At 55.7% G+C, this 14,392-nt stretch carries 7 protein-coding genes; all 7 read right to left on the minus strand.

The genetic code is table 11. The features are described 5' to 3' along the window. Window positions 1–13: 13 nt before the first annotated feature. A complete protein-coding gene (locus D3A97_RS21935; protein ID WP_198674119.1) occupies window positions 14–2,029 on the minus strand; it encodes a glycoside hydrolase family 97 protein in 2,016 nt (671 codons plus the stop codon). Window positions 2,030–2,109: 80 nt separating this feature from the next. Continuing rightward, window positions 2,110–5,547: a ThuA domain-containing protein gene (locus D3A97_RS21940; protein ID WP_119080678.1), complete on the minus strand. Its 3,438-nt coding sequence runs from the start codon at window positions 5,545–5,547 to the stop codon at window positions 2,110–2,112. 19 nt (window positions 5,548–5,566) lie between these two features. After that, complete coding sequence (locus tag D3A97_RS21945; RefSeq protein WP_198674120.1) at window positions 5,567–7,471, minus strand: DUF7133 domain-containing protein; 1,905 nt, start codon at window positions 7,469–7,471, stop codon at window positions 5,567–5,569. Between the two features lie 19 nt (window positions 7,472–7,490). After that, window positions 7,491–8,921, minus strand: coding sequence for a 3-keto-disaccharide hydrolase (locus tag D3A97_RS21950; RefSeq protein ID WP_157986686.1), 1,431 nt, complete (start codon window positions 8,919–8,921; stop codon window positions 7,491–7,493). Between the two features lie 30 nt (window positions 8,922–8,951). After that, window positions 8,952–10,901, minus strand: coding sequence for a beta-N-acetylhexosaminidase (locus D3A97_RS21955; protein ID WP_232826045.1), 1,950 nt, complete (start codon window positions 10,899–10,901; stop codon window positions 8,952–8,954). Continuing rightward, entirely contained in the window at window positions 10,898–12,487 is a 1,590-nt protein-coding gene (locus tag D3A97_RS21960) for a sulfatase family protein (RefSeq protein WP_232826046.1), read from the minus strand. The genes D3A97_RS21955 and D3A97_RS21960 overlap by 4 nt, the downstream gene beginning before the upstream one ends. A gap of 143 nt (window positions 12,488–12,630) precedes the next feature. Further along, window positions 12,631–14,367: a RagB/SusD family nutrient uptake outer membrane protein gene (locus tag D3A97_RS21965; protein ID WP_119080682.1), complete on the minus strand. Its 1,737-nt coding sequence runs from the start codon at window positions 14,365–14,367 to the stop codon at window positions 12,631–12,633. Between the last annotated feature and the right edge of the window lie 25 nt (window positions 14,368–14,392).

Raw genomic sequence — 14,392 nt, forward strand, 5'->3', positions numbered from 1 at the left:
ACCGATGGCCCTGTTAGCGGGCCTGTTTCTTTTTGATGAGCAGGCAGGCGCCGCCACCGGCAGCCAGCCTTACAGGAACATGATCTGATGAACGCAATATCTTCCGGTCTGTTTTAGCGGCCGTTCTGTTGGTCTTGTAATGCGCACCGTCACCATCCTGCATAATGGTTACTTCGTATTTTCCTTTTCCCAGAAAGTGTAATGGAATGGAAATATCCCTGGCCGTTTCATTGTTGGCGGCGCCCACCAGCCACGCGCCGTCAGCGGCCTGCCGGGCCATTACGATGTACCCGCCGATCTCTCCAAGAAGCGTTCTGCTATCTTTCCACGGCATTTTCTCCGCGGCAACAAAGGCAAACAGCTCGGGGAATTTCTCGTAGTTCTCCGGCACATCGGGGATGGTGGTAAGCCCTGAAAAAGTGATCAGGGTACGGGCGGCCTCAGCGGTTACGGTGGAGGGCACGTCTCCCTTATACACATGGTTGTACATGTTCTGGTCTTCCTTCCTGATATTGACGGGCCTGCTCCTCATCAGGTCAAACACGCCGTTGGTCATGTCCAGCGGGCCTGCCAGCATGTTCACGAACACCGTGGTCACAAATGTTGACGGCTGAAAATAGGTGAGCGCATCCAGCTGGGCCTGGTTGTACTCCCGGGTAATGGCATTGGGCCAGGTACGCATTTGCCCGTAGGGGGCCACCGGCCCGTCGTGAAAATTACAGAGCAGCTGGTATTTTGCGCAAAGCTCCGTGATCATCCGCGTGCGGGTATTCCTCTCCGCCATGGGCCCTCTCATAAACCCGTACTTGATACCGGCCACGCCCCATTGCCTGTATTGCCTAAACGTTTCTTCCAGCGGGAAGTCTTTGGAGCCAAGATCATTCATATAAAGCAATACCTTCACTCCTTTTGTGCGGGCATATGCGATCAGTTCCCTGATCTCTGCCGCCCGGCCGCCGTTGACCGGGTCGGAGTTTCTGCTGAACTGGTCCCCGTACCAGCCGGAGTCCATCTGCAGGTAGGGGATGCCGCTTTTTGCGGCAAAATCTACCAGCCGTACCCAGGTGTCATATGCCTGCACGTAGTACGTAAAACCATCTGCCTTTACACCTTCCACGCGGCGGTTCCATAATGCCACGCCCGGCTTCACCCAGGAAAAATCAGCCCCCGCGGGCGGGGCGGGATTCAACAGTTCTGTTACATGCGCATCTACCAGCGCGCCGGGCGTTTCTCCATACAGCACTACCCGCCACGCGGAAACATACCCCGGTTTGATAACGCCCGGAGCGGATGTTACGGAAAACGATCTTTCTCCTTTTTCGCTATGCAGCGCCAACGGGCTGCCGCTCCGCAAGTCAGCCTCCAGGATGGCCATGTAGGCATTGTCTGCCGCCTTCACCGTCATAACGGGACGGCGGTTGCCCTGTACGTCCGTCAGTTTGCCGGGGCCCAGGTTGGCGTGTTCCCCGTTATAGAACCAGGCGGTATAGTCCCCTGCAAAATCAAACGTGGTCAGCTCCTTTTCACAAACACCTTCCCTCCCGCCGGCATCTTCCGGCACTTCGTAACGGAACGCCACACCATCGTTATAGGCCCTGATCACAATGTGCAGCTTGTTAAACGGAACGGCCGGGCCCTGGAGCTGAACGGTAGTTTCATTGTACCGGTTGCGCACGGTGGCGCGCTTGCCCCATACGGGTTTCCATACGTCATCCGTGCGGCGCCTGACTACGTTGCTCACCTTCCAGCCGCTGGAAGGGAACATACCGGACGGCCCGCAATCAAGCCCCATATACGAAGAGGTGATCAACCGCACCCCATTGGCGGATACGGCATAACGGATAGCACCGTTGGCAACAGCGGCGGTGATAACAAGGCGGCCATCAGGGCTTTTGACCTGGTAGGCGCCCAGCACGTCCTGCGGCGTTCCCGTTGATGCGGCTTGCGGCGGCGCCATAGCGCGGGCCGGGCTTTTTCCCGCAGCGGCACACAGCAGCGCTGCCGCCAGGGTTATTACATAAGTTCTCACATTTCTTTTTTTGTTTGGCATGTTGTCCGCTTCTTGTTTCATTTGATATTGAATCCGGCAATACCGGTCTTGTTATTCCCTTATTTCGTTTTGATCGTAAATTCAGCAATGCCCAATCCCCCTGTTTCTTCCGGGTCTTCTTTCTGGAACACGAAATACACATCGTGCCGGGCGCTGTCTGGCGCCTGGCTCAGGGGCAGCACGGCGTAGGCCTCCCTGCGGTCAGCTATGCCCCGGCCAATAACGGCAGTGCCCAATAACTGGCCCTGCGGGCTGCCCAGGCGCAGCGATACTTTCCATCCTTTATCTGACAGCTGGTCCGTACTATACTTTATTTGTATTCCTTTTACGTTTTCCAGGCTGATGCCGGAGAACTTGAGCCAGCCCCTGTTTTTGAGATGTACCACCATCATGTTGCCCAGCTTGCTGTTGGCCGCGTCTGCAGAGGATGCATCAGCAGACCGCGCGGGCAGCGTGGGGTCACGCAATACCAGCACGGCGTTGCCGGTGAGGGGCAGTATGCCTTCGGCGCCCTTGTCCGTATAAGCGGCAGAGAGGGCTATGGCGCCCCGGGGCACCAGCTGGAACTGCCGGGCAGGCAGTATGCTGCCTTTCAGCGGCATGGTGTTGCCGCTGCTGCCTGCCAGTGACAATATCCAGGAAACGATCTTCTGCGCATCGGGAACAGACAGGTCAGGATGGGCCGCCATGGCAACCTGCCCCCAGTTGCCGCTGCTGCCGTTGATGATCTTGTGCGGCAGAAAGTTCACCGCCCTTTTATCATCTTTATACCGCAGCGCTACCTGTTTAAAGGCAGGCCCTACAGAGACGGCGTCTACCTGGTGGCAAGACTTGCAGTCCAACGACTCCATCAATCTTTTACCAGAAAATGCAACGCCTGTTTTGGGCGCTCCGTTTTCCAGCAGCAGGGCCTTGTCCGGCTTGCTGATATAATCAGCGCGTACCATCACGCCTGCCGCGTCAAATCCCGGCTGGCCTGAACGGCCATCTTCCGCATCGTTCACTTCCACTTCGTAACTGAGCGGGCGGTCCGGAAAGTAGAAAGACGGGTTGCCTGCTACCGATATCTTTACGCGGGGCACCGCGTTACCGGCATACACATGTACCAGGGGGCCTTTCGTTTTACCTCCTTTCCCGTCTGTTACTTCTACTGATACAGGATAAGTACCTGCCTTTGTAAACGTGTGGCTGGCCTCGGGGACAGCTGTTTGCAACGGCTCCCCGTCCCCGAAGTTCCAGGTATAGGCCAGCGGGTCCCCATCGGGGTCAACCGTGCCAGCCGCGGAAAAACGTACGGTAAGCGGAAGCGCACCGGCCGATGTGTCTGCCGCCAGTTGTACCGCCGGTGCAAGATTTCCGCCGTTATATGTAATAACGGACAAACCGGCATCCGCATTTTTATGCCGCCATTGCCCGCCATATTCCACTATGTAGAGCTGTCCGTCAGGGCCGGCTTCCATATCGCTGATATTGCTGAACCGGACGTGCGGCATGAACTTTTCTATGGTCTGCAGGTTACCTTCTTTCGTCATGGTAACTGCCATGATCCAGTTGCGCATCCAGTCATAGATGAACAACTTGCCATCGTAGTAGCGGGGGTAACGGGTGGCCTCGGGATAGTCTTTTACATGGTACACCGGCCCCGCCATGGCGGTACGCCCGCCTGTTCCCAGCACCGGAAAGTCTTGAGACACGGCATAGGGATACCAGATAAAAGCCGGTTGGGCGGGCGGCAATTGTTTGATGCCCGTGTTGTTCCTGGAATGGTTAACAGGCCCGTCTGCGTTGAATACCGGGCCAGATACGCCGGTGGCGTAATCATATTGAAAATAGGCGTAGTTGTTGCCCACAAAATAAGGCCATCCGAAATTCCCGGCCTTCCTGGCCTGGTTGATCTCGTCATAGCCGCGGGGGCCGCGGGTGGACAGGCTGTCATTACCCGCGTCCGGCCCTACTTCTCCCCAATATAAATAGCCACTATGCTTGTCTACGGCAATACGGTAAGGGTTGCGGTTGCCCATCACATAGATCTCAGGGCGGGTCTGCGGGGTGCCTTTCGGGAACAGGTTGCCATCGGGGATGCTGTAAGTACCATCTTCGTTTACGCGTATCCGTAATATCTTTCCGCGCAGGTCGTTACTGTTGCCCGCCGCGCGGCCGTTATCATAGTTCTCAAAACCGGGGCGGTCGTCCAGCGGGGCAAAACCATACAGGTTAACATCGTACGCCTTGCGCGTAGCCTTATCCACTTCATTAAAAGGGGTGGTATTGTCTCCCACGGAGAGGTACAGGTGGCCGCTGGCGTCAAAGGCAATGGAGCCGCCGGTATGGCAGCATATTTCACGGTCTGTGGTCACCTCCAGTATCACCTGTTCAGACGGCAGGTCAAACCGGCCGTTCTCGAACCTGAAGCGGGAAAGGCGGTCTACCGGTTTAGCCCCTGTTGGGGAATAATACACATATATCCAGTGGTTCTTTTCGTACTGCGGGTCCGCCTGCATGCCCAGCAGCCCTCCTTCCGTGCTGCCGCCGGGGTTGAGCCCGCTATGGTACACATCCAGCTGGGCTACTTCCCGTATGGCCTGGCTGGCCTGGTCAAAGAACTTGATGGTACCCCGGCGTTCGGCTATCAGTATGTTGCGGTCAGGCAATACGGTCAGCTCCGTAGGCTCGTACAGCCCTCCGGCCAGGAATTTTTTGGAGAAACGGGCATCGTCCGGCTTACGCAAGGTAGTGGCCTTCCCGTAATCAAGCACGGCATTTTCACCAATGGCATAGCGGATACCTGCGTGCAATAATTGAAGGAAAGCAGGCTCTGTGTAAGATGCCGGCGTATGGCCCAGCGCGTTGTAAAAAGCGCGGCCGCCGTCATACTCGTGGTACCACACCATGGGGTGGTCCGCCCCGTTCTTGCCGCCTTCATAGCTCCCTTCGTCTATGCTCACCAGCACCTGTACGTTCTCCGGTATCTCCCGGAAGTTGTACCATTCATCCGTTCTGGTCCAGGGGTCAGGCAGGGAGTCCGTAACGGGGAACTTACTGTCACGATGTATATTCAGCCGGGCCTCCTGCGTACGCGGGTGCCCTTTAAAATAAGCTCCTACCAGTTTGCCGTACCAGGGCCAGTGATACTCACAATCGCTGGCGGCGTGAACGCCCACATAACCGCCGCCCGCCTGGATGTACCGCTCAAAGTCCGCCTGCTGGCCGGCATCCAGCACATCACCGGTGGTGTTGAGGAAGATGACGGCGGCGTATTGTTTGAGGGTATCTTCTGTAAAGCGGGCGGCGTTAGAAGTGGTATCTACGGTGAAGTGATGCTGGCGGCCCAGTTGCTCTATGGCCTTTACACCGTCGGCAATAGCGCCGTGATGAAAGCCCGCTGTTTTGGTGAATACCAGTACATGGGGCATGCCAGGGCGTTTCTGGGTGCAGCCTGTTCCGAAGAGGCCCCAAAAGATACCGAAGGCCAGCAGTAAAATAGTCCGTGTTTTCATAAATAAAATCTCTTCATCTTTATTTGGCTAATGAGTTGATCCATGTTGCGATCTTTTTCATATCGGGCGCCGGTATGTCCGGCATGGGCGGCATGGGCGTTGCATAATCAGGCCAGTTCCGCGGCTCCGGGTTGTGGATGAGCCGTATCATTTTGTCGATGGAATACCCGCGCTTTGCCACTTCGGCATACGGAGGGCCAACGAGTCTTTTTACCGGGTCGTGGCAAGACAGGCAGGTATATTGTGTCAGCAACGGTTTAACCTCAGCATAGTCGGGTATCCTGTTTTTGGCGGAAGGAGCGGCAGGCCCTTTTGGTGAGGGGCGCTTTGCCTGTGTGTGCTGCACCGTACTTTTCTTAACAACTTTCACCCTGTTCTCGGCGGTAACTGTCATCTTTGGCCCATCCGGTATCCTGTTCAGCGTATAATAACCTGTGTTGTGCAGCAGGCTTTGGTTGGCCGCGGAGCGTATGCCGGCGGCGTTTATTTCGTGGATATACCCTTCTTTCAGGCTGTCCAGCACCAGTCTTACTTTCAGGCCATCAGGCGATACGGTGACGGCTTTCAGCGGGCGGTCCCTGCTATTGATGATGGGGCTGCCGTACTGGCGGTGATATTTATACGTAAAACTTCTGACGTGGCAGGAAGCCGCCGCCCGGGCCGTTCTTTTGTCTACCGGTAAAGTAAACTCCAGTTCAAACCCGTCTGGCCTGGCATGCACCCTTTTGATCTCAAAGGGCACATTCCCGTTCCAGACCAGCCGCTGCAGCCCAAATGGCTCTCCGCCACCGGAACCCCAGCCTCTCGACGTCATTCCTACGAACATACTCCCGTCCGCTCCCCAGCATAACCTGAGCACGCCAGAAGAAAATCCTTTTCTAAAGGGAAATACAGCCCCCTGATATACGCCCTTTACTTTTTCCAGGGCCACACGGTTTATCATGCTCTGGCCCTGGTCTCCCACAAAAAATTGTCCTTCAAACGGGCCCATCTGCCCGTTGTAGTCAATTAACAGCCCGGACGTAGAAACGCCCAGGATCGCATGTGGAACCCAGACACTGGGTGTTTTGAGACTAGTAATCTGTTTAGCTACTTCAAATTCCGGCTTGCCGCTGTCCGGTATATCCTCAGCTTTCAATTTTACGGGCGAGCCCGGCAGATCAGCCCATGCCAGCGAGGAAGGTTGACCCAAAAAATCTCCTTTTTTTACTTCCGTAATATGGCCGGAGCCTACCCATTCTCCCTGGTTCTCTGCAAAAAAAACGTTGCCGTCTTTGTCTACCGTCAAAGCCGCGGGAGAGCGGAAACCGGCGGCAAAGGGCGTCATCTGCCCGTCTGTGGATACTTTCAGCATCCATCCACGCCAGGGCGCCCTGCTTTCCATAGCGCCGCCTTTGAACACATCGCGGAACCAGCCGAGGTTGAGCGTTACGAACATATTGTCTTCGTTGTCAAACACCGGCCCGTAAGCATATTCATGATAGTTGCCGGTGATGGCGAACGTATAAATGTTTTTATATTCATCCGCCACCCCGTCGTTGTTCTTATCTCTCAGCCGCGTGATCTGCGGGCGCTGCGCCACGTAGAGGTCACCTTTGTGAAAGGCCAGCCCCAGCGGCTCGTGCAGCCCCTGGGCAAACAAACGGTACTGCGGGGGGCGGCCATTTTTCATGTAGGGGTTGGAAATGATCCAGACCTCACCGCGCCGTGTGCAAACCGCTAGCTTGTCATTGGGCAGCAAAGCCATGCCGCCAACTTCCAGGAAAATATCTTCCGGTACCGGCACCGTCTGGAGCTGGTAGAAGTCTTCTTCTTTCGGCGGGCCGGCGATGTCTTTCTTCACCTGGGCCTTTGCCAACGTAACCGCGCCCATCACCACTATCACACTCCATAATAAATGCTTCAGGCTGAAATGTATCGTCATTGTCTACAGTATTCTATGGTTACCAGATGATGGAATAGGTAAAGGGCTGTTTCAGGCCCGCCAGGGACACCAGCATTTCCGCTCCTTTCCCCGTTGATCTTACCTGCGGGTTGTAACGTTTGTCTATATGGATGTAACAGGCGCCGTCTATCCGGTACAGTTCCCTGCCAAGCTGCTCAATGGTGGCGGCAGCCGCTATTCTGCTATAGAGGCCGGGCGGAGCGCTGGCTACCGTTATGGTCCTTTCGAATCCATTGCGGCCGGCGGTGGGCGCTATCCTGTCTTTGACCGGTACGCCCGCTATCAGGTAGCTGAAGGTGGGTACCCTGTCCGCATCCAGCTCATACCCCTCTTCCCGGAAGCTGCCTGTGGCCACCGTATCCGGCCAGGGTGCGCCTTTATCTGCCAGCACGGCTACGCCGGGAGCGGCGGAAAAGGGCACTACGGCGCCCAGCGGCAGGGCCAGCTGCGCCTGCCCCCTGCTATGCCACATATCCGTTACATCCAGGAAACGGCCGCGCCATACCTGGAACAGCGCTCCCGTGCTGAGGTCATATGAATAGTTCAGGCCTGACTGGTCTCCCATGGAGATCACGTACACCAGTTTTTGACCGCCAAATTCCATGAAGCTCCTTAGCAGGTAAGGCTGGCGGCCCGGGGTAACAATAATGGGAGATTTATACGGCGGCTTTACGGGCGCGATGTGCAGGGGGCGGTAACGGATGTTGCGGAACGCTACTTTTCCGTGATCTCCCTGCAATAACAGCGGGCCGGTTGCCACTTCCTTGTCTGACGTTGAAGGCGAGCGCGTGGGGCCGGTTACTTCTACCTGGCTTTGCACCAGCACGCCGTTGAGGTATACTTCTTCAAACCGGGCGTTGCCTGTTTTTTCTCCCTGCGCATTGAAGCGCGGCGCCCTGAACCTGATGACCAGGTGCTGCCACAAGCCAGGCGCACGGCAGGCATTCTGCAGCGGCGGTATGCCTTCGTAGCCTTTGCTCCCGGCCGGGCGGGCGCGGTCCCACCGCTGGTACACGCCGCCACAGTCACCGGAAGCAGGCATTAACTTGGTCCAGCTGTCTGCCAGCTGTATCTCGTATTTCCCTTGTACGTATACGCCGGAGTTAGAGCCTTTTGCCATCATAAACTCCAGTGAAATTTCAATATCCCCGAAATGCTGCTTTGTGACCAATGGGGTACGGGCTTTTTCCGAGGGATGGTTGATCACTACTCCTTTGCCTTCTTTTATTTTCTCCAGCGCTCCCGTGCGGGTGTAATTGCCCCACGCTTCCGCCACAATGCTCCAGTTGGCGCCCGGGTCTGCGAACGCATGCAGGTCATTTAGCGAAATATCCGCCCAGGCCGGCGCGGCCTGGCTTTCAGGGCTACCCTGACCATGCGCCGCGGGCCATAACATCATCATGCCCAGGATCATTCCAACCGTTCTCATATACATAGTTTTCGGTAAATATTGATAGTGCTACTTTGCCTGCTGCTGTTGTTCTTGTTGCCGCTGCCGCTGCTGCATTTCCCTTTTTATCCTTTTCTCCAGCTTTGTTTGCAGCACGCTGAGCGGGCAGTTGATCTGCTGCCCAATGGGCTGCCGCCCCCGGTAGGTAATTACACGCACCTGCGTGGCGCCTTTCGGCACATCCAGCGGGACGCCGGCATACCGGGCGCAAAAATTATCCGGGTTGGTGCCGTCAAAAGTGTAGTACACGTCAAGCCCCGGCACTTCCGTTGCCAGCGTTACTTTTAAAGAATCATCGCTGCCCTTGGCCACGTCAATAATGGCATCGTACATGCTGCGGGCGTATTTCACCCGGGCGGCGTCCAGGTAGTGGAACTGCTGCTCCACCCGGCGGATAAAATCAGGCCAGTTGCGCTTGCCCGCCGGTGACCAAAAAGCCTCAGACAATGCAAAGGAACGCGGCCAGGTCATGTACTCCGCCTGGCGTTGGGTGGGCACGGCCTCCGTCCACAGGTTGCCCTGCCCGCCAAGAATATATTGCGGGTCTACACCTTCCGGCAGCGGGTCAAATTCATAACATGTTTTGAGCCGCAGCATGCCGTAGGTATTGGGCTCCACCAGCGGGTCTCCCTGGTAAAGGTCCAGGTAGGCCTGGCCCCAGGGAGACATCACTACCGGGTGTTTTCTTTTAGCCGCGGCCGTACCGGGGTTCATACCACGCCAGGACATAACGGCAATATCTACCGGCAACTCGTCATTCAATATCTCATCCCAGCCTATCATCTTTTTGCCTTTGGCCACAATGAGCTGCCGCATCTTTTTCTCGAAGTAAGGCTGCAACCCTTCCTTGACAGTGATACCCAGCTTTTTGGCCAATGCCAGGTCTTTCGGGCAGGCTTCCCAAAAACTCTTATGCGCTTCATCTCCTCCCACATGGATGTATTCTCCGGGGAACAAGGCCGCTACCTGTGTAAATACTTTATCCAGTACCTGCCAAACAGAATCGTTGGCCACGCACAATACATTGTTGATATCCTTTTTCAGGAACCTGCTGCCGGGGTTTACATCATATTGCAGCCCGGAGCAGGACAAGTGGGGGTAAGTGGCAATGAGCGCCAGGCAGTGCGCCGGTACGTCTATTTCCGGCAATACGGTCACAAAACGTTCTTTGGCATAGGCCACTACTTCGCGGATATCCTCCTGCGTATAGTAGCCGCCGTCTGTGGCTTTCTCCCCGGGTTGGGGCGGGGCAAAAGTGCCCCATTGCCCGGTGCGGGGCACGCGCCAGGCGCCGGTTCCTGTCAGCTCCGGCATGCCTTTTATTTCAATACGCCAGCCCTGGTCATCCGTCAGGTGCCAGTGAAATACGTTGAATTTATACCTGGCCAGTTCATTGATGTATTGTTTGACCACCTCTTTGGGAAAGAAGTGGCGGCTCACGTCCAACATGAGGCCGCGCCAGCCAAAACGCGGGTAGTCCGTTATACTGACGCAGGGCAGTTCCCAGCGCGTATTTTCTACCACGGCGGGGCTGCCGATGGCGGGAGGCAGCAGCTGCAGCAGCGTTTGCATGCCATAAAAAAGCCCTTGCGGCCCGTTGGCGGCAATTACCACCTGGCCTTCCGATACCCGCAGCGTGTAGCCTTCATTACCCAGTGAGGCGTCCCGGCCGGCGTTGATGCGCAGCACGATCACATTCCCTTCCTGCGTGCCTTTGCCGGTTTGTACCGCTATGCGGTAGCCGGTGGGCGCGTTCAGCATGCCGGCCAGCAGTGACGCTACGCCGGAAGCCTCCGCACCGGACACCATGATGCGGGTATCCGGCCGCAATAAAAAATGCCCGTTCTGCACCGACACGGATACCGGCTCCGGCACAATGCGTAAAGCCTGCTGCTGCTGGCCTGCGCCCGTGAGGCACATCACTATTCCCGCAAAAAGTAAAAAAGTAAATTTTCTCATTTCCCTGTTTGTTTTATATATCCCTTCTTCCAGATATCTACCGCTGCATTGTTCTGCAAGGGCGTACCCGGCGTGCTCCGGCCGTTCGCCACATATTGCTCCATCAAACCGGTAAGGCGTTTCACCACCTCCGGCCGCTCCCCTGCCACGTTCTGTTTCTCGGAAACATCCGCCTCCATGTTATAGAGCTGCACAAGCGGCAAACCCTGCTGATAAGCCTTATTGTTCCGGGGAGCCGCCCAGCCGCCTGAACCGGGGCCGAACACCAGCTTCCATTGGCCTTCCTGGATGGAAAAGTTGCCGTCAATAGAGGCATACACAATGGCCGGGCGTACCGGCCCTGTTGCCTTGCCGGTAAAGCAGGGCAGCAGGCTGTAACTGTCTTCCGCCGCGTTGCCGGGCAGCTTCACCTGCAGCATGTCCGCGCTGGTGGCCATCAGATCTGTAAGGGATACGGTAGCATTGCTGACAGACCCGGCCGGAATGGCGCCCGGCCAGCGCACCACCAGCGGAACGCGGTGGCCGCCCTCCCAGATGTCTGCCTTGTACCCGCGGAAGGTATAGCTGGGGTAATGGCCCATTTTTTCCACGTTGTACTTGTTCAGTACGTAGGGCGCAAAACCATTGTCGCTGGTAAAGTACACAATGGTGTTGCCTGTGATGCCCGCGGCATCCAGCGTTTGCATGATCTGGCCTACCACCCAGTCTGTTTCCATTACAAAATCACCATAGGCCGTAACGCCGCTTTTTCCCGCAAACGCGGCTCCCGGCACTACGGGCGTATGGGGTGAGGGCAAAGCGAAGTATAAAAAGAAAGGTTGTTTTTTGCCGGCCTGCGCAGTGATGATCTGCTGCGCTTTACGGGTGATGGCGGGCAGTACGTTCACTGCCTCAAAGTTTTCCGCCGCCGGGCCGCTGCGGCCGTATTGTTTGGTGACCGAGGGTATGCCCATGGTTTTGTTGTTCTCAATAAAAACGTACGGCGGCATATCCAGCGAAGCGCTGATACCGTAGTAGTAATCGAAGCCTCTTGTAGTTGGCCCCTGGTGTATGGGTTGGCCATAGTCTATTTCCCAGCCCGTTTTAATGTTCGTATAGCCATTCTTTACAGGCCAATCCATACCCAGGTGCCACTTACCCACACAAGCGGTGTAGTAGCCTTGCTGTTTAAAAAGTTCCGCCACCGTGAGGCGCTCCGGCTCAACGAGGGGAGGCGAATAGCCAAATAGCACCCCTTTTTGCAGCGTTGAGCGCCAGGGGTACCTACCGGTAAGAATACTGTATCTTGAAGGTGTGCATACCGCGGACGAAGAATGGGCATCTGTAAACTTCATTCCTTCCGCTGCCAGCCGGTCTATGTTCGGCGTTGGTATTTTGCCGTTGGGGTTAAAACATTGCAGGTCCCCATAGCCCAGGTCATCCGCGAGAATATAGACCACGTTCACGCCGCCTGCCGCCTGCTTATTGTCTTCCACGCTTTTCGGCACGCGGCATGCCGCCAGCAGTACACCGAAAATGCAATACGTCAAAACACCGCTCCATATCCGCACTGCCGCAACGGGCGGCACATCCACACAAGTTTTCATTATCATCTGTTTAAGTCTGCAAAACATGTTACTGGGGCCGGGCATTGCATCCCGGCTTTGCCTGGATGGCAGGCAAATCAACTATCAATTGACGTGAGGGGAATACGGCGGGAGACCATTGCTCCCGCCGTTACTTTACCAATTTACCAACCAGGATTTTTTGTCAGTGCGGGATTTATGATGATCTCGTTCATCGGGAACGGCATCAGGTAATTTTTGCCCGGGTCAAACTGGTACCCGTTCGGCAACTGCGTTTTGAAAGGCAGAAAATAATTATCGTCGTCTTTAGCAATCGTTCTGCCGGAACCGTTGTTCATGATCGGCTCAAAATAGGCGCCCTGGAAATTTTGCCCGATGATCAGCTTGGCGGCCGCCCACCTCCTGATATCATCGAACCGGAAATCTTCACCCAGCAATTCTACGCGGCGCTCTCTCCTGATCTCCTGCAGCAGGGGCGAAAGAGGATAACCATGGTCAGGCCATTCAGGATCGGCAACAATTGCGCCCACCATGAGCGGCGGCATGTTCACACTGGCCCTGCTTCTCAGTTTGTTGATGGTTATATCTGCCACAGCCTGGTCAAATTCTCCCAGTTCCGCTTTTGCTTCTGCATAGATCAGCAACACTTCGCCGTACCGGAAAAACACGGTGATCATGTCCCATGTTTTGGGGTTTGACGTGGGGCTTTCCAGGTCATACGTATAAAACTTCTGGCTGGTATAACCGGTAGGCTGGTATTGCCCTGCCGCGTCTACCGTCGTAAACGGGTTCACGAACCGGGTAGTGTCTCCCAGGGCGGAGATCCTGTATACTTCACCGGGGGTGAATACGGACATGTCCAGCCGGGGGTCCCTGTTCTTGCCGATGTTGGCCAGGGACTGGTCCCCTTCGTACAACGGGCTCACGCTGATGGGCAGGCCGTCTGTACAGAGGAAGCTCCTGATGGCAGAGCGGGTGTAGCCTACTTTGTGCGGCCACTGATTGATATCCGGGTTGCCGTATATCTCCCTTCCTCCCCCGCCGAACTTCAGGTTGCTGAACTGGCGCGCAAAGATGATCTCTTTTACGGGGATCTGCGAACCGGCAATGGTATGGTCATTATGTACCTTCTGGAAATCATCGTCCAGCGTATAGCCGTAGTTATCCATCAGCAATTTGGCAGACTCCGCCGCTATGCGCAGAAATTTGTTATAGTCGCCGCCCGGCACGCCGAAAGGCGTACCGTTGTGGTATTTCTCCCATGTACCTTCAAACAGCGCTATTCTTGCTTTGAACGCAATGGCGGCGTCTTTGTTGATACGCTGGTACTCATTGCTCAGTTTGAGCTGGTCTTTTGTTTTCAGGAGCGCAATGGCCTTGTCCAGGTCAGACAGGATGAAATCCGCCACAGAATCCCGCCGGGTCCGCAGCATGTACAGGCGCTCGTCCGTGCTTTTGAGCGGCTCTGTTACCAGTTGTGCGGCGCCCACATTGCCGAGGATGTCAAAATAGTGCCTGGCCCTGATAAAATAGGCCTCTCCCTTGTATTGATCGCCGTCTGCCTCGGTCACCCTGTCCATATTGGCGATCATGATATTCACGTTCCTGATGTGGGTGTAGGAAGACCCGGTAGCATCTGCGGTGGGCTGCGTAAGCCCGTTCATCCAGGTAGAGGCGCCGTTGGTGGAGAGGGCGTTGTCCGACCCATTGTCCATCTCATATTGGTTCTTCCATGAGTTGTGGTACAGGTTGTTCACGTATAACTGCAGATCGTTAGCCGTTTTCCAGAACTCAGGCTCTGAAATGGTATCCAGCGGCGCGCGTTCCAGAAAGTCTTTTGTGCAGCCGGCCGCAAGGGCTGTTATAACAAAGAACGATATAATAGATTTTAGCTTATTCATGTTCTGACGTTTTTACTGAAGTGTC

The sequence above is a fragment of the Chitinophaga alhagiae genome (assembly GCF_003568665.1).
In the GTDB taxonomy this organism is placed as follows: Bacteria; Bacteroidota; Bacteroidia; order Chitinophagales; family Chitinophagaceae; genus Chitinophaga; species Chitinophaga alhagiae.